The following is a 16588-nucleotide window of genomic DNA, read 5'->3' as shown; positions in this document are numbered from 1 at the left end:
CTTTCAACATTTGAAAGGCTTTTTTATTTTGTACAATTAACCTACTTTTGATACAGAATAACGAATGGTTTGAAGTCAATAGAATAAAACTTTTTAACTTTAACGTCTAACTTATAAGCCTCATGAACTATATTCTATTTGATGGTCCTTTTCGTAACAACTTGTTACCACTTACCTTTACAAGACCTGTTGCAGATATTAGAGTTGGTATTTTAACCATAAGAGAGAAATGGGAAACTTTTTTAGATTCTACTACCACAACGGTAACGGAGGATTATTTATCTGATAAATATCCTATGGTTGAAATGGAAGAAAATATCATGATTAATGCATCGTATCTTCCTAATTTGGAATTGGTTGAAATGATTAAAAATCTCGAAAAAAACCAAGCTATTTTTAAAGATGAAGATATTATTGCTTTTTTTACCACTGATACGCAAGATGATATAGATTTTAAAACCTATGAAGCTTTAGAATTTAATGAGGATATTTTACGAATTGAGCATACTTGGGATATTTTTTCAAAAAACGGTGATGCAATTCAAGATGATTTTAATTTAATCACTAAGGATAGAAGTTCTAAACCAATTCCATCAAGCAATAATGTCATTGCCCCAGAAAATATTTTTATTGAAGAAGGAGCAACGTTAGAGTTTGCAACGCTCAATGCATCAAAAGGACCTATTTATATTGGTAAAGATGCGTTAATTATGGAAGGAACTCTTATTCGTGGTCCGTTAGCGTTATGTGAAGGAGGCATTATAAAAATGGGAGCTAAAATTTACGGACCTACAACTGTTGGTCCTTACAGTAAAGTTGGAGGTGAAATTAATAATGCAGTGTTGTTTGCGTATTCTAATAAGGGACATGACGGATTTTTAGGAAATGCTGTTTTAGGTGAATGGTGTAATATTGGAGCAGATTCAAATAATTCAAACCTTAAAAACGATTACTCCGAGGTTCGTTTATGGGATTATGGCACCGAAAGTTTTAAAAAAACAGGCTTACAATTTTGTGGACTCATCATGGGAGACCATAGTAAATGTGCGATCAATACCATGCTTAACACTGGAACTGTTGTTGGTGTAAATGCTAATATTTTTGGTAGTGGTTTTCCTAGGAATTTCATACCAAGTTTTACTTGGGGCGGACATGGAGGATACACAACGTATTTACCTAAAAAAGCATTTGAAGTAGCTAAAGAGGTAATGTCAAGGCGTGAGATGGATTTTTCAGAAGAGGATGCTGCCATTCTTCAACATGTATTTGAAGAAACTAGCAAGTATAGAAGAGAATAAACAAAAGTATAAATAGATGAAAGAAATAGTATGTGTTTTGTGTTGTTTTTTGAGTCTGTTTATGGTGTCTCAAACGGAACAATATACTATTCAGAATATAGATATCAATAATGATAAACCACATTTTGGTCTATCGGTCAATCAAAATAACGACGTTTTATTTACTTCTTATTTGTTAAATAAAAATGGAAAAACTAAAACCTTTTTAGATAATGGAATTTTAATACCATATACAGGAATAAAGGATTCTAGTGGGAATATTACTAACGTTCAAGAGTTACAGATAGATAAAAAAGAAGATATTTTTCATATTACAAGTGCTATTTATTCTGCAGATAAAAAACAGTTGTATGTAACTACCAATTATATCAATAGAAAGAATAAGCCTAAAGGTGATTTCAAGGAAACAAATTTCCATATTGAAGTTGCTGAGTATAAAGATGGGGTAGGCTGGACCAATTTTCAAGTATTGCCGTTTTGTGAACCACGTTATTCCTATGCACATCCAATGATTAGTCAAGATGGAAAAACTATGTATTTTACGGCCAATATAAGAGGAGGTAAAGAAACAACAAAAGGACCTTCGGATATATTTAAAGTTGATATTTTAGGAAATAATACCTTTAGCAAACCTAAAAATTTAGGCTCTAAAGTAAATTCATATAGTGGCGAAATATTTCCTTTTATAAGCCATGATAATACCTTGTATTTTTCTTCAAACAGACCTAATGGATTTGGGGGTTATGATATTTATAAATGTATTACAAATTCAAAAGGCGTTTTTGAAAAAGCTGTTAAAATGCCTGAGCCTATCAATAGTAATAAAGATGACATAAGTTTTATTATTAATGAGGAAAACACATCAGGATACTTTTCATCAAAACGATCTGAGGGTAAAGGCGAAGACGATATTTATTATTTTATAAAAAACTAAAAATTATGCTCGGTATTTTATTAATTTATTTTATTGGAAAAAAGTTTTATGACCTTTCTGATAATTATAACCAAAACAAATGGCTCTATGCTATTTTGAGTGTTGTTCTTTATTATGTTGCGGGTTTTATAGTCGTTTTTATTATAGGAGTGTTAAGTGTTGTTTTTGACTGGGGCTTCAATTTAGATAATACATGGGGAATTAGTCTTTTAGCTTTACCTGCGGGATTGTTGGCAGATTGGGGGTTTTATACATTGCTTGAAAAGAAATGGAAAAAATCGGTTGTTTTGGTAAAAGATGAAATTCAAGACATCGGAAAAGATATTGAGAGTTAAATGACATCTCTTAATTGAGTTTATCTTATTTAAAAAAAATGTAATAAGTATCAGTTTTTTTAATGTAAAACCTATTGGTTTTATCATCTCGTTTTTAAGTTGTAAATTTGCCGCCTTGGTAAAAACACAAGAATGAACACTAGAAAAAAAGTCGCATTTTATACGTTAGGTTGTAAACTTAATTTTTCTGAAACCTCCACTATTGCAAGAGGTTTTACGGAGGAAGGGTTTGATCGTGTCGACTTTTCTGAAAAAGCAGATATTTATGTAATTAATACCTGTTCGGTCACCGAAAATGCCGATAAACGTTTTAAAACTATTGTAAAGCAAGCACAAAAGGCAAACCCAGAAGCTTTTGTAGCAGCCATAGGATGTTATGCCCAATTAAAACCAGAACAATTAGCCGATGTTTATGGAGTTGATTTGGTACTGGGAGCTACTGAAAAATTTAAGATTACAGATTACCTAAACGACCTTTCAAAAAATGATTTTGGTGAAGTTCATTCCTGCGAAATAGAAGAAGCAGATTTTTATGTAGGTTCTTATTCTATAGGAGACAGAACACGTGCCTTTTTAAAGGTTCAAGACGGTTGTGATTATAAGTGCACGTATTGTACTATTCCATTAGCAAGAGGAATTTCAAGAAGTGATGCGCTAGACAATGTTTTAAAAAATGCCAAAGAAATAGCTGAACAAAACATTAAAGAAATTGTTTTAACAGGCGTTAATATTGGCGATTATGGTAAAGGTGAATTTGGTAATAAGAGACATGAACATACGTTTTTAGATTTGGTTACTGAATTAGATAAAGTTGAAGGTATTGAGCGCTTAAGAATTTCTTCCATAGAACCCAATCTTCTAAAAAATGAAACAATCGATTTAGTTTCGAAGTCCAGAGCATTTGTACCTCATTTTCATATACCGTTGCAAAGTGGTAGTAATGAGATTCTCAAAACAATGAAACGTCGATATAATCGTGAGCTTTATGTAAATCGTGTTTCAAAAATAAAAGAAGTGATGCCCCATGCCTGTATAGGAGTTGACGTGATTGTAGGTTTTCCAGGAGAAACAGATGAGCATTTTTTAGAAACGTATCATTTTTTAAATGAGTTAGATATTTCTTATCTGCACGTTTTTACGTATTCTGAAAGAGACAACACAGAAGCAGTGGAAATGGATGGTGTGGTGCCTATGAAGGTGAGAAGTAAACGCAGTAAAATGTTACGAGGCTTATCAGTTAAAAAACGTCGTGCCTTTTATGAAAGCCAACTTGGAACTAGCAGAACCGTTTTGTTTGAAAGCGAAAATAAAGAAGGCTACATCCATGGGTTTACTGAAAATTATGTCAAAGTTAAAACGCCTTGGAATCCAGATCTTGTAAACACCTTGCACAATATTCAGCTTACTAATATTGATGATGATGGATTAGTAAGGTTTGATTTTTTAAAGGAATCTGTACTGAATATATAGTAAGATAAGCCCTTCGGATTACTTTTCTTGAGTTTAAACGATTTTTTTTGACGTCGTTATTGTACTACCATAAGTTTGGCTTACAAAATATTTAGATTCTAGTAAATCTAAATTAGTTTTATATATGAAAAAACACTTAAACATATTTACAACTATAATTCTGATATTTTTTTTGGCTTCTTGCTCTACCGAAGAGATTGGTCAAAATAATGATATTGTTGGTGTTTGGCAGAGAGTTGATTATAATGATAATACTGGATATCAATTAGTCTTTAAGGCAGATAATACAGGCATAAGAATTTATACAGAAGTAGAGGAAGATAAGATTATATCGAGCGCCAATAGTTTTAATTGGCAGACAATTGATAATACGGTAACGCTTTTACAAGGCGATATCTCATTAGTTTCTTATATAATAAATTCAGAAAAACAACTTGTTTTGAGTCTTGAAGACAATTTACCTTTTAATAAAGTATCTAATAATACTTCAACATACTAATTAACTATTACATTATTAAAACAAAAACCCCAAAACACATGTTTTGGGGTTTTTGTTTGCTTATTATAAAAATTAAATTCTCACACCAACGGGGAGCATTCGTTTGTATTTCCTATTCTTTCTTACAAATTTAGCTATTTCAGGGCTGGTAGGAACCACACTTAAATTACGTTCTTCAATCTGTTCAAACACAGCTATTAAAAATTCATTACTAAAATTTTCATCACCAATCCCATCTGGGATGATAAGTTTAGTTAAGAAAATCTTTCGATCTTGTAATGAATATTCAATTTTGGCAAGGTGGTCATCAATTTTAATTTCAAACTGACGTAAAAAATCATTGTCTATTAGTTCTGCAGCATCAATCATGATAAAGTGTTTTAATTGAAAAGAAATGTAAATAGTAAGAGCTATTTCTATAGCTTTGTAGTACAAATTTACGAAAAAAAATCCTTAGTATAGCGATAATTCAAGGTTAAAACCTTATGAATCAAGAGATAATACATGTTTATTTAATGCCTGGAATGGCCGCAAGTCCGCGTATTTTTGAGCATATTAAATTACCTACTAATCAATTTGAAATTCATTATTTAGAATGGCTTTTACCATTTGATAATGAGTTGCTTAGCGATTATGCATTGCGAGTTTCTCATAATATAAAGCATCCTAATTGTGTGCTTTTAGGTGTCTCATTTGGAGGTGTTTTAGTGCAAGAAATTAGTAAGCATATTAAAATCAGAAAATTAATTATAGTTTCAAGTGTTAAAACAAATCAGGAATTGCCACAGCATATGGTTCTGGCAAAAACAACCAAAGCCTACAAGTTAATTCCTACGCAACTAGTAAGTAAAATAGATGTATTAACTAAATATGCTATTGGCAACAATATAAGAAAGCGGCTAGAGTTATATAAAAAATACTTGTCTGTTAATGATAGTAAGTATTTAAGTTGGGCTATTGAACAAATGGTTTGTTGGGATCAAGAAGAAAGTATGGAAGGTATTATTCATATTCATGGAGACTCTGATTCTGTATTTCCAATTAAGAAGATAAAAAACTGCATAATTATTAAAGGAGGAACCCATATTATGATTCTAAACAAAAATAAGTGGTTCAATGAACATTTGCCAAAGATTATTTTATCAGATTGAAAAATTTATTAATTTTAAAAAAACTTTTTAAAAATGAAGATAGTAGAGAAAGTATTGGCATTTGTAGGATTATTAAGTTTAACAGCCTTGTTTATTTATGCCCTCCAAGATGCTCCAACCGATGAGAATTTTGAAAAAAAATTAATTAACGATTATAATGTATACGCTTTACAAATTCCACATAATTTAAACTTTGCAGGTGAATCTGTTCCGCTTAATGACCCAGATATTTATGAACGAATGGATAGGGAATTATTAGTGAATACATATTGGCAGTCTAACGGCTTATTAATGTTTAAGCGGGCTAAAAAATATTTCCCAATTATAGAACCTATTTTGAAAAAATATGGGGTTCCAGACGATTTTAAATACTTAGCAGTTATTGAAAGTGGATTAACTAATGCGGTTTCACCAGCTGGCGCACGCGGTGTATGGCAAATTATGCCATCTACTGCTCGCGAAAAAGGCTTAGAAGTTAATGATAATGTAGATGAACGTTATAATCTAGAAAAATCAACAGAAGTAGCTTGTGAATATTTTTTGAAATCAAAAGAAGTACTAGGTTCATGGACTTTAGCTGCGGCGGCTTACAACGCTGGCGATACAGGTATAGCCAAACGTTTAGAAGAACAGGATGTAACAAATTATTACGATTTATTACTAGGAGAAGAAACCGGACGATATGTATTTAGAATAGTTGCGTTAAAAGAAATATTAACACACCCAGATACGTATGGTTTTAATTTTAGAGATAAAGATTTATATTCAAACATTCCCACCTTTAAAGTTGAAGTGGATACAGCAGTTTCTGATTTTACAAAATTCGCAAAAGACTTTGGTATAAACTATAAAATTTTAAAGGTTCATAATCCATGGTTAAGAGATAGGTATCTTAACAATAAATCAAGAAAAAAATATTTAATTGATATTCCTAAAAAAGGATATTATGACGTGAAGTAGTTGAAATTTTTTGTTATACAACCTCGGTACAATGAAGGTTTATAAATCTAAAATATCATACGGGTTATTGTCAGGAATTCTTTTGTTGCTTTTCGCAATTAGTATATTGGAAATCTTTAGCACTGAATCTATTAAATCGATTTTAATGTCCATTGTAATATTGGTCTTAACAGCCATTTTTATAATACATCTATTCTTTAGCACAAAATATATGATAGTAGATGATATATTAAAAATACGCAGTGGGTTTATTTATAAAAAGGATTTAGAAATCAAAAAGATACTATCCATATCAAAAAGCAGCACATTAATATCGTCTCCAGCGGCTTCTTTTGATAGAATTGAAATAAAGTATGGACAATTTAGTTCAGTGGTTATTTCTCCAAAAGATAAAATATCTTTTATAGAGGAACTAATAAAAATCAATCCCAATATAAAGAACCAAATTAGCTTAATGAGTTAATTAACCTCTGCGTTTTTGAGCTCTTAAAGAACCGCCAGTACCATAGTGTTGATTTGGCATTTGAGAACGCTTCATATTCTCTTTCATCATCTTTATTTGATCCGTAAGCATGCCTTGTTTATCTAGTTTTTGAGCTTCAGACAATAATTTTTGAGCCTCTTGCTTTCTTCGTTTAGAGAACGCTATACCAGATAAATTTAATTTGGCCATAGCTAAATCATGATCCATTGATAAGCCTAAGGCTATTGCTTTTTTAAAATACTTTTCGGCTTCATTCATATTAGATTGTGAAACCATAATACCGTGCAGATAATTATAATATCCTTGTTGTTTGGTCACTAAAGCAGATTCTGGATTCTTAATTTTGTTAAGCCATTTTTTTGCCCCTTCAAAATCTTGTTTACGAAGTCTTAAGAAAGCTAACAGAATAAATTCATTTTTAAAGTATAAAAACACAAAGACTGATGACAATAGAATAAGCATGATGCCATTACCTATAAATCCTTCAGTAAATTGATATACTGCATAGGCTAAAATACCTGCCGCTATGATAAGTTTTATAATTTTATTGTACATTTTTAATTTTAAATAAAGGGTTTAAAGACACATTAATAATCTAGTAATGTCCTATTTCTTTCTAGATTGCAAAGAAACTAAATTTTTATGAAATGAGCCATAAAATTGTAAAGTTGATAGGCAGCATAAAACTAAATATATAAATTATAAATTTGACAAAAGAAGTATTTAAGTTAAAATTAATAAGTGAATTTATCAGATAAGAATGAGCTTATGAGTCATATAACTTAGATAATTATAGGAAAAGAATAAAAATTCAAGTATTGCAAAATATTTTTAAAATAACATTTGTCAAAGTAAAAACTCTTTGTATATTTGCGCTCGGTTTTGCATAAGCCAAAAAACAAAAAAATAAATAGAGTTTTCAGATTTAAAGATACTAGATAATGAGTAAAAGAACGTTTCAGCCATCAAAAAGAAAGAGAAGAAACAAACATGGTTTCAGAGAAAGAATGGCTTCTGCTAATGGTAGAAAAGTGTTAGCTCGTAGAAGAGCAAAAGGAAGAAAAAAACTGTCTGTATCTACTGAAGCTAGACATAAAAAATAATGATTAACAATTGTTGATAATTTAAAGGTGTTACTTAACGGTAACGCCTTTTTTTATATCTAGTGATTACTATTTTTGTAAAACATTAAAATCCAACATATAACTAAAAGAAAATGCCAAAAAATCCAAAACTAAAATCTATATTAATTATTGGTTCGGGACCTATTGTTATTGGGCAAGCTTGTGAGTTTGATTACTCTGGTTCACAGGCATTGAGGTCGTTAAGAGAAGATGGGATAGAAACTATTTTGATAAACTCCAACCCAGCAACAATTATGACAGACCCTTCAATGGCTGATCATATATATTTACTTCCTTTAACAACTAAGTCTTTAATTAAAATTTTAAAAGAACACCCACAAATAGATGCCGTATTACCAACTATGGGTGGTCAAACAGCTTTAAATTTATGTATAGAAGCAGATGAAAAAGGTATTTGGAAAGATTTTGGTGTTGAAATTATAGGTGTAGATATTGATGCGATAAACATTACCGAAGACAGAGAGCAGTTTAGAGAGTTAATGCTTAAAATAGGCATTCCTATGGCACCTCAAGCAACGGCTTCGTCCTATTTAAAAGGTAAAGAAATAGCGCAAGAGTTTGGATTCCCTTTAGTTATCAGAGCCTCCTATACCCTTGGTGGAGCAGGAGCATCTTTTGTTCATAAAGAAGAAGAATTTGACGAATTATTAACTCGTGGATTAGAGATTTCTCCAATTCATGAAGTCATGATTGATAAAGCTTTAATTGGCTGGAAAGAGTTTGAATTAGAATTACTTAGAGATGATAACGATAATGTCGTCATTATCTGTTCTATTGAAAACATGGATCCAATGGGAATTCATACGGGAGATTCTATTACTGTAGCTCCGGCAATGACGTTAAGCGATAGAACTTATCAAAGAATGCGTGATATGGCCATTCATATGATGCGAAGTATAGGTGATTTTGCAGGAGGTTGTAATGTTCAGTTTGCCGTAAGTCCCGATGAAAATGAAGATATTATTGCCATTGAAATCAATCCACGCGTATCGCGTTCTTCAGCGTTAGCGAGTAAAGCCACAGGGTATCCAATTGCTAAAATAGCAGCTAAATTGGCGATTGGTTATCATTTAGATGAGTTAGAAAATCAAATCACAAAATCGACTTCAGCCTTGTTTGAACCGACATTAGATTATGTGATTGTAAAAATACCACGTTGGAATTTCGATAAATTTGAAGGTTCAGATAGAACTTTAGGTTTACAAATGAAGTCTGTTGGAGAGGTCATGGGAATTGGACGTTCATTTCAAGAAGCACTTCATAAGGCAACACAGTCTTTAGAAATTAAACGAAATGGTCTTGGTGCAGACGGAAAAGAAAATAAGAATTACGAGCAAATCATAGAGAAACTTACCTATGCCTCGTGGGATCGTGTGTTTATTATTTATGATGCCATTGCAATGGGAATTCCGTTGAGTAGGATTTTTGAAATCACAAAAATAGACATGTGGTTTTTAAAGCAGTATGAAGAATTATACTTACTTCAAAAGGAAATTTCAACCTATAAGATAGATACTATTCAAAAGGATTTATTGCTTGAGGCTAAGCAAAAAGGATATGGAGACCGACAAATAGCTCATATGTTAGGCTGTTTAGAAAGTCAGGTGTATAATAAACGTGAAGAGTTTGGTGTTAATAGAGTCTATAAACTGGTTGATACGTGTGCTGCAGAATTTAAAGCCCAAACACCATATTACTATTCTACGTTTGAGAGTGATATGGAAACAGCCGATGGTAAACGTTTTTCTCATAATGAAAGCATAGTTACCGATAAGAAAAAAATTATTGTTCTAGGTTCTGGACCTAATAGAATAGGACAAGGGATTGAATTTGATTATTGTTGTGTTCATGGTGTTTTGGCGGCTGCAGAATGCGGTTATGAAACCATTATGATTAACTGTAATCCTGAAACGGTTTCAACTGATTTTGATACAGCTGATAAGTTGTATTTTGAACCTGTTTTTTGGGAACATATTTACGACATCATTAAACATGAAAAACCAGAAGGCGTTATTGTTCAATTAGGAGGACAAACTGCTTTAAAACTGGCTGAAAAATTAACTAAATATGGCGTTAAAATAATTGGAACTAGTTTTGAAGCTCTAGACTTGGCAGAAGACAGAGGCTTGTTTTCTAATCTTTTAAAGGAAAATAATATTCCGTATCCTCAGTTCGATATTGCAACAACAGCCGATGAAGCCGCTGCTATTGCAGACGTATTAGATTTTCCAATTTTAGTAAGACCATCCTATGTGCTTGGTGGTCAAGGCATGAAGATTGTCATTAATAAAAAGGAGCTAGAAGAGCATGTAGTTAGTTTGTTACGAGTAATGCCTGGTAACCAATTACTTTTAGACCATTATTTAGAAGGTGCTATTGAAGCAGAAGCCGACGCTATTTGTGACGGAAAAGATGTTTATATTATAGGCATCATGGAGCACATAGAGCCTTGTGGAATCCATTCAGGTGATAGTAATGCTATGTTACCACCTTTTAATCTTGGGGATTTGGTGATGCAGCAAATTAAAGATCATACCAAAAAAATTGCTTTAGCATTAAACACTGTAGGGTTAATTAACATACAGTTTGCTATTAAAGACGACGTTGTTTATATCATAGAAGCCAATCCAAGAGCTTCAAGAACGGTGCCTTTTATAGCCAAAGCTTATGGAGAGCCTTATGTAAATTATGCAACTAAAGTGATGTTAGGAGAAAAGAAGGTTAAGGATTTTAATTTTAATCCGAAGTTAAATGGTTACGCTATTAAACAACCGGTGTTCTCTTTTAATAAATTCCCTAATGTGAATAAGAAATTAGGGCCAGAAATGAAAAGTACAGGAGAAAGCATTTTATTTATTGATAGTTTGAAAGACGACGAGTTTTACGAATTATACTCCAGAAGAAAAATGTATTTAAATAAATAATAAAAAGCCGCGATTAGCGGCTTTTTTTATGAATTAGATTTCTAACTTGGCATTTTGAGTTTTAATAATATCAAGATAATCGTCTATTTGAAAATCAGAAGATTTAAACTTGGTGCTTCTATGTCTGGCCTGTTCTTGTCGTTCTATACTTCTTGAGAAACGTCTAACACTGTCCTTTGTTTTTAAAATAATACCAGGAACAGCAACATTGTTTCCTTTTTCGTCCTTAGCTACCATGGTAAAGTACGATGAGTTACAATGTTTTTTTTCTCCAGTTTGAATATTTTCAGATTCTACTCTCACACCAATAACCATAGAGGTTCGTCCAGTATAATTTACAGAAGCTTTAAGCGTAACTAATTCTCCAACTTCAATTGGGTTTAAAAAATCTACTTTGTTAACAGATGCCGTTACACAATAATTTCTTGAGTGTTTAGAGGCGCAAGCAAACGCAATTTGGTCCATAAGCCCTAAAATAAATCCACCATGTATTTTTCCACTAAAATTTGAGTGAGATGGTAACATTAATTGCGTTAAAGTTATTTGAGATTCTTCAATGGTTTTAAACATAGTAATGATTTATAGTTGGTCTTCTTCAGCACGTTTTATAATAGCTTCTGGTAATGCTTTTTTAGCTTTTGCTCCCATTTTTTTAAGTTTTTCAACACTTGTTATAAGATTGCCTTTACCTTCAACAAGTTTATTCATAGCCGCTGAATAATCACTTTTGGCGGCGTCAATCTTTTTTCCAACGCCGGTTAAATCACTCACCAAACCTTCAAATTTATCATATAAAGCGCCAGCTTGTCTGGCTATTTCGATAGCATTTTGTTGTTGTTTTTCGTTGTTCCACATAGAATCAATCGTTCTAAGTGTTGCTAAAAGGGTAGAAGGTGTTACAATTACAATATTTTTTTCAAAAGCTTTATTGTAAATGCTATTATCTTCATTAACAACTACAGCAAAGGCAGGTTCGATAGGGATAAACATCAACACAAAATCGGGTGATTCTATATCGTATAAATCTTGGTAATTTTTTTCTGAAAGTTGATCGACATGCTTCTTAATGGAGTTAACATGTGCTTTTAAATGCATCGGTTTGTCATCATCTTCAGCATTAACAAAGCGCTCGTAATCGGTTAATGATACTTTACTGTCAATAATCATTTTTTTGTCGTCTGGCAGATGTAAAACTACATCGGGCAACACGCGTGCGCCACTTGCCAATGTAAAACTTTGCTGAACAAAATACTCTCTATCTTTTTCTAAACCAGATTTTTCTAAAACACGTTCTAGCACCAATTCGCCCCAATTACCTTGCATTTTGCTATCGCCTTTCAATGCCCTTGTAAGGTTTGTGGCTTCTTTAGACATTTGCTGATTTAAGTCTTTTAAGCCTAATAATTGCTCTTTTAAAGCCGAATGCATGCTAATACTTTCCTTTTGAGTAAGGTCTACTTTTTCTTCAAAAATTTTAATTTTTTCTTGTAACGGATTTAAAATATTTGTGATGTTTTCTTTATTCTGAAGCGTGAATTTCTCAGACTTTTCATCTAAAATTTTGGTAGCTAAAATCTCAAAATCTTTGCGCAATTGCTCTTGGCGTTCTTCGAGTTCTTTGTCTCGTTTTAAATTGAGTTGTTCCAGATGTTCAAAATCGGCATTCTTTCTGGCTATTTCAGAACTTAATAATTCTTTTTCACGTCTTATCTCTTCTCTGTCTAATTCAATTTTATTTAAATTAAGTTTGAGTTCCTCAATAGTTGAAGTCATCTGGTTTTGACGCTCTTGTAAGGTGCTTTGTTCGCTTTTGTTTTTAAGTTTATTGAAATAAGTTCCTAAAAAGAACCCTAAAGCTGCGAAAATTAAAGCAGCAATAATTTGAATGATTAAATCGGACATATAAATAGATAGAATTTTATCAAAGATAATTTTTTTCGTTTGAAGAATAAAGCTTTAATCCTGCAAACAAGTTTTTTGAAGTTTATTTATTTCTTAACCTTAAAACTGCCTGTTTTTTTATCAAAAATAATTAAATCTTTTGGAAATAAACTGTTGAATACACCATCTGCGATGAGATTACATGGCTGATCTGAAACCACACCATCATTGGTCATAACAACTACAGTGTCGCATAATTGAATAGCCAAATCTATTTCATGCGACGAAAATAAAATCGTTTTTCCTGTTTCTTGAGTCAGTTTTTGTAGCAGTTTTAAAATGTATGCTTTATGATACATGTCAAGGTGCGTGGTAGGCTCGTCTAGGATAATCATATCAGTATCTTGTGCCAACGCACGTGCTATCATAGCTTTTTGCAATTGACCATCACTTAACTCAAAACAGTTTTTGTGTTTTAAATGCGTAATATTAATAAGTTTCAGGGCTTCATCAACCTTATTCATATCATATTCAGATAACGATCCAACCCAATTGGTGTAGGGTTGTCTTCCTAAAGCAACCAATTCAAAAACAGATAAGTTTTTTGAGGATACTGCTTCTGTTAGGACGAGACTTAGTACTTTGGCTAAGTCGATAGCATCATATTTATGTAAACTTTTATCATTTATTTTAACAGTCCCTTCCAATGGTTTTTGAACATTGGTAAGTGTTCGTAAAAGTGTGGATTTACCAATGCCATTCGCCCCAATCAACCCAATAAGTTCTCCACGATTCAAATTAATATTGATGTTGCTACCAATAATAGTTCGCTCTTTTTTTGAAGCATATCCAATGGATAAGTTTTCGGTATTTAATATGATATTATTTTTATTTTCCATTTTGAAATAGCATCTAGAATATCATTTTACGTTTTCTAACCAATAACCAAATAACAACAGGCGCCCCAATTAAAGAGGTTATGGCATTAATTGGCAAGGTGTAGTCACTATTAGGTATTTGTGCAATACTATCGCAAATAAGCATGATGATGGCTCCAAATAAAAATACGGCCGGTAGCAATACTTTATGATTAGAGGTATTAAATAATTGACGTGTCATGTGTGGAATAGCCAATCCAATAAATGCTATTGGTCCAGCAAAAGCAGTGATTGTTCCTGCTAATAAACTAGTCGCTATAATAATTAACAATCTACTTCTTTTAATGTTTAAACCTAGGCTTTTAGCATAGTTTTCACCAAGTAGAAGTGAGTTTAACGATTTTATTGAAAAGATACTCAGTACAATTCCGAAGCAATAAATGATGAAGAATATACCCAATTCATTCCAGGATAAGTTACCCAAACTACCAAAACCCCAAAACACATATTGTTGTAACTGTTGCGCGGAACCAAAATAAGAAAGTACACTTACAATGGCGGCCGTAATACTTGAAAACATAAGTCCGATAATTAAAATGGCCATGGTATCACGTATTTTTAAAGATACAACCATGACGGAAATTAAAACCAGAAAACTACCAAAACTCGCGGCAATAACGATACTCCATTTAGAGACTAAAAGCGTTGTTAAAAGTCCGCCAAAAACACTCGAGCCTAAAATAATCAATGCCACGCCTAAACTGGCACCAGAGCTTATACCCAAAACAAACGGACCAGCCAATGGATTTCTAAAAAGGGTTTGCATTAAAAGTCCGGAAATACCCAAACCAGAGCCGACTAAAATAGCGGTAAATGCTTTTGGAAGTCTGTAATTTTGGATAATATACAACCACGTATCTTGTTCTGTAGAACTACCAATGATGCTTTTAAAAACATCTTGTAATGGAATATGAACAGAGCCTAAACTAATATTTAGAACAAAACACCCTACTAAAACGAGTATGATAATGATAAATGACTTCGAATATGTTTTAGCGTCAATCAATTTAGTTCAACTTTTTAAAAAAATAGGGTTGATAATTTTCTAATAATTCCGGATGACAAATTTTAATTAAATCTTTTAGGACTAAATCGGGACGTGTCATACCTAACTCGTAATACAAAACGCCTCCTGTTTTACCTTTTGTATTGGTAAACGAATATATATTTTTATTTTGAAATGCTTTAAACATCGTATAATGTTCATTACTGTTTTCAAGAGCCTCCAAACTTTCATAATTGGATGGACTCAACCAAATATCGGCATCTTTCGCCTTCGCGAAAACCGTTTCAAAGTTAAGTGATAAACTTCCGGTTCCTTTCGTGTCTTTAAATAAATAGTTTGTGTTAGCGTCTTTAAGAAGTTGTGCTTCTGTGCTAGTTCCTCTGGGCAAATACCACACATCATTATACATAGCGCCACTTAAAATTGTGGGTTGGTTATTTACTTTAGAAGCCAGTTTCTTGGCATCTAAATAATTGTTTTCAATTGTATTAAAAATGGAATCAGCTTGTTTTTCGTTATCATATAATAATCCAAAAAGTTTGATCCATTCTGCTTTTGCAAGTGGAGAACTTTCAACCCAATCGCCATCATAAATTACAGGGATATTAGATTTTTTTATGGTTTCAAACGTTTTGTTGTTGCCATCAATTCCGAAGCCAATTACAACATCAGGAAACAGCTCTAAAAGTACTTCTGTATTGATACCTTCATTTTTTCCAAGTTCTCGAACCTTGCCATTATCAATACGATTTCTGGTTTTTTCAGACGATATATAATTAATACCAGGAAATCCAACTAAGGTTTGTTCAACATCTAATAATTCTAGTGAGGGAATATGCGTGGTTGAAGTAACGACTATTTTTTTTATAGGGATGGTTAGTATAGCTTCAAAATCGTTCTTATTTAAATTGACTTTGTTGCCTTTAGGAACTAACGCATATTTATATATTTTTTCAGATTTAGGCCACGGATTTTTAATTTCTAATAGTTTATAAGTGCCTTGGTCTGAAATACTAAATCCTTGAGCATATTTTAAGGATATCTCATTTTTATGTAAATCAGTAATAGCTTTTTTTGAGGAGTCGTTTTTACAATTAAAAAATGTTATAAACACCAGAAAAAGAGTTATTTGATAAGATAATTTTAATGATTTACTCTGTAACAATTGTAACTGTATTTTAATTAATTACTTAATACTTTTGGATAAATTTAAACTCATGAGAGAAAATTCAAATTTAACAATATATATAGTTGCTGGCGTTATAATACTTCATTTTTTAGTCGGCTTTATTTATTTAGTTTATAAAATGACAAAGAAAAAATAAAATTTACGAAGTCATATAAAACATAATATTTACTTTTGCATCGAAATTAGGTTTTGTTCATTTCACGTGAATAAATTAAAAGGGAATCTGGTTAAAATCCAGAACTGTTCCCGCAACTGTAAGCTATAAAGCTTCATGTTCAACTTCAATGTCACTGGAGAGAAATCTTTGGGAAGACCAACATGAAGACGCAAGTCAGGAGACCTGCCAATTTCAAAAAAATAAGTTAAACTTTCGG

The 16588-nt window shown here is 32.1% G+C and carries 17 protein-coding genes and 1 riboswitch; of the genes, 10 read left to right on the top strand and 7 right to left on the bottom strand.

Annotated elements, in window-relative coordinates:
- Positions 1 to 122 precede the first annotated feature (122 nt).
- The 5 genes from G5V56_RS10900 to G5V56_RS10880 all read left to right on the top strand — a co-directional run bounded on the left by G5V56_RS10900 (position 123) and on the right by G5V56_RS10880 (position 4536).
- Positions 123 to 1298, top strand: coding sequence for a GlmU family protein (locus tag G5V56_RS10900; protein WP_166964858.1), 1176 nt, complete (start codon positions 123 to 125; stop codon positions 1296 to 1298).
- Between the two features lie 16 nt (positions 1299 to 1314).
- Positions 1315 to 2232, top strand: coding sequence for a TolB family protein (locus G5V56_RS10895; RefSeq protein ID WP_166964856.1), 918 nt, complete (start codon positions 1315 to 1317; stop codon positions 2230 to 2232).
- Between the two features lie 5 nt (positions 2233 to 2237).
- Positions 2238 to 2567, top strand: coding sequence for a hypothetical protein (locus G5V56_RS10890; protein ID WP_166964854.1), 330 nt, complete (start codon positions 2238 to 2240; stop codon positions 2565 to 2567).
- Between the two features lie 132 nt (positions 2568 to 2699).
- Positions 2700 to 4037: a tRNA (N(6)-L-threonylcarbamoyladenosine(37)-C(2))-methylthiotransferase MtaB gene (mtaB, locus tag G5V56_RS10885; protein WP_166964852.1), complete on the top strand. Its 1338-nt coding sequence runs from the start codon at positions 2700 to 2702 to the stop codon at positions 4035 to 4037.
- Between the two features lie 124 nt (positions 4038 to 4161).
- Positions 4162 to 4536 (top strand): hypothetical protein, encoded by a 375-nt coding sequence (locus tag G5V56_RS10880; RefSeq protein WP_166964850.1) that lies wholly within the window; start codon positions 4162 to 4164, stop codon positions 4534 to 4536.
- Between the two features lie 72 nt (positions 4537 to 4608).
- Here the strand turns inward: G5V56_RS10880 and G5V56_RS10875 are convergent, their stop codons facing one another.
- Entirely contained in the window at positions 4609 to 4905 is a 297-nt protein-coding gene (locus G5V56_RS10875) for an N-acetyltransferase (RefSeq protein WP_206285897.1), read from the bottom strand.
- A 116-nt stretch (positions 4906 to 5021) separates the two neighbouring features.
- On the opposite strand from G5V56_RS10875, the gene G5V56_RS10870 reads away from it, so the two are divergent.
- The 3 genes from G5V56_RS10870 (at position 5022) to G5V56_RS10860 (ending at position 7110) form a co-directional block, all read left to right on the top strand.
- A complete protein-coding gene (locus G5V56_RS10870) occupies positions 5022 to 5687 on the top strand; it encodes an alpha/beta hydrolase (RefSeq protein ID WP_166964848.1) in 666 nt (221 codons plus the stop codon).
- A gap of 33 nt (positions 5688 to 5720) precedes the next feature.
- Complete coding sequence (locus tag G5V56_RS10865) at positions 5721 to 6647, top strand: lytic transglycosylase domain-containing protein (RefSeq protein WP_166964846.1); 927 nt, start codon at positions 5721 to 5723, stop codon at positions 6645 to 6647.
- Positions 6648 to 6792: 145 nt separating this feature from the next.
- Positions 6793 to 7110, top strand: coding sequence for a PH domain-containing protein (locus tag G5V56_RS10860; RefSeq protein ID WP_166964844.1), 318 nt, complete (start codon positions 6793 to 6795; stop codon positions 7108 to 7110).
- On the opposite strand, the gene G5V56_RS10855 is transcribed toward G5V56_RS10860, so the two are convergent.
- On the bottom strand, positions 7111 to 7686 hold the full coding sequence (locus G5V56_RS10855; protein WP_166964842.1) for a DUF2892 domain-containing protein: 576 nt from the start codon (positions 7684 to 7686) through the stop codon (positions 7111 to 7113). It abuts the gene before it with no gap.
- Positions 7687 to 8072: 386 nt separating this feature from the next.
- Between G5V56_RS10855 and rpmH the strand changes: the two genes are divergently transcribed.
- Together rpmH and carB are read left to right on the top strand one after the other, a co-directional pair.
- Positions 8073 to 8234, top strand: coding sequence for a 50S ribosomal protein L34 (gene rpmH, locus G5V56_RS10850; protein WP_019387117.1), 162 nt, complete (start codon positions 8073 to 8075; stop codon positions 8232 to 8234).
- A 113-nt stretch (positions 8235 to 8347) separates the two neighbouring features.
- Entirely contained in the window at positions 8348 to 11200 is a 2853-nt protein-coding gene (carB, locus tag G5V56_RS10845; RefSeq protein WP_166964839.1) for a carbamoyl-phosphate synthase large subunit, read from the top strand.
- Between the two features lie 33 nt (positions 11201 to 11233).
- On the opposite strand, the gene G5V56_RS10840 is transcribed toward carB, so the two are convergent.
- The 5 genes from G5V56_RS10840 to G5V56_RS10820 form a co-directional block, all read right to left on the bottom strand.
- Complete coding sequence (locus tag G5V56_RS10840) at positions 11234 to 11770, bottom strand: acyl-CoA thioesterase (RefSeq protein WP_206285896.1); 537 nt, start codon at positions 11768 to 11770, stop codon at positions 11234 to 11236.
- Positions 11771 to 11779: 9 nt separating this feature from the next.
- Positions 11780 to 13102: a DNA recombination protein RmuC gene (locus tag G5V56_RS10835; RefSeq protein WP_166964828.1), complete on the bottom strand. Its 1323-nt coding sequence runs from the start codon at positions 13100 to 13102 to the stop codon at positions 11780 to 11782.
- Positions 13103 to 13188: 86 nt separating this feature from the next.
- The gene (locus tag G5V56_RS10830) at positions 13189 to 13980 is read right to left on the bottom strand and encodes an ABC transporter ATP-binding protein (protein ID WP_166964824.1); all 792 of its coding nucleotides are present in this window, start codon (positions 13978 to 13980) and stop codon (positions 13189 to 13191) included.
- Positions 13981 to 13993: 13 nt separating this feature from the next.
- Positions 13994 to 15025 (bottom strand): FecCD family ABC transporter permease, encoded by a 1032-nt coding sequence (locus tag G5V56_RS10825; RefSeq protein ID WP_166964820.1) that lies wholly within the window; start codon positions 15023 to 15025, stop codon positions 13994 to 13996.
- Between the two features lies 1 nt (position 15026).
- A complete protein-coding gene (locus G5V56_RS10820; protein WP_317166426.1) occupies positions 15027 to 16139 on the bottom strand; it encodes an ABC transporter substrate-binding protein in 1113 nt (370 codons plus the stop codon).
- A 242-nt stretch (positions 16140 to 16381) separates the two neighbouring features.
- Positions 16382 to 16576: riboswitch (cobalamin riboswitch) on the top strand.
- Positions 16577 to 16588: the final 12 nt, after the last annotated feature.

Origin of the sequence: Yeosuana marina (genome assembly GCF_011762485.1) — a bacterium.
GTDB classification, from domain to species: domain Bacteria; phylum Bacteroidota; class Bacteroidia; order Flavobacteriales; family Flavobacteriaceae; genus Yeosuana; species Yeosuana marina.
This window is presented reverse-complemented; position numbering and strand designations above follow the sequence as displayed.

Coding starts and splice junctions, on each gene's coding strand:
- G5V56_RS10900 (WP_166964858.1), top strand. CDS start 123: ATGAACTATATTCTATTTGATGGTCCTTTTCGTAACAACTTGTTACCA.
- G5V56_RS10895 (WP_166964856.1), top strand. CDS start 1,315: ATGAAAGAAATAGTATGTGTTTTGTGTTGTTTTTTGAGTCTGTTTATG.
- G5V56_RS10890 (WP_166964854.1), top strand. CDS start 2,238: ATGCTCGGTATTTTATTAATTTATTTTATTGGAAAAAAGTTTTATGAC.
- mtaB (WP_166964852.1), top strand. CDS start 2,700: ATGAACACTAGAAAAAAAGTCGCATTTTATACGTTAGGTTGTAAACTT.
- G5V56_RS10880 (WP_166964850.1), top strand. CDS start 4,162: ATGAAAAAACACTTAAACATATTTACAACTATAATTCTGATATTTTTT.
- G5V56_RS10875 (WP_206285897.1), bottom strand. CDS start 4,905: ATGATTGATGCTGCAGAACTAATAGACAATGATTTTTTACGTCAGTTT.
- G5V56_RS10870 (WP_166964848.1), top strand. CDS start 5,022: ATGAATCAAGAGATAATACATGTTTATTTAATGCCTGGAATGGCCGCA.
- G5V56_RS10865 (WP_166964846.1), top strand. CDS start 5,721: ATGAAGATAGTAGAGAAAGTATTGGCATTTGTAGGATTATTAAGTTTA.
- G5V56_RS10860 (WP_166964844.1), top strand. CDS start 6,793: ATGTCCATTGTAATATTGGTCTTAACAGCCATTTTTATAATACATCTA.
- G5V56_RS10855 (WP_166964842.1), bottom strand. CDS start 7,686: ATGTACAATAAAATTATAAAACTTATCATAGCGGCAGGTATTTTAGCC.
- rpmH (WP_019387117.1), top strand. CDS start 8,073: ATGAGTAAAAGAACGTTTCAGCCATCAAAAAGAAAGAGAAGAAACAAA.
- carB (WP_166964839.1), top strand. CDS start 8,348: ATGCCAAAAAATCCAAAACTAAAATCTATATTAATTATTGGTTCGGGA.
- G5V56_RS10840 (WP_206285896.1), bottom strand. CDS start 11,770: ATGTTTAAAACCATTGAAGAATCTCAAATAACTTTAACGCAATTAATG.
- G5V56_RS10835 (WP_166964828.1), bottom strand. CDS start 13,102: ATGTCCGATTTAATCATTCAAATTATTGCTGCTTTAATTTTCGCAGCT.
- G5V56_RS10830 (WP_166964824.1), bottom strand. CDS start 13,980: ATGGAAAATAAAAATAATATCATATTAAATACCGAAAACTTATCCATT.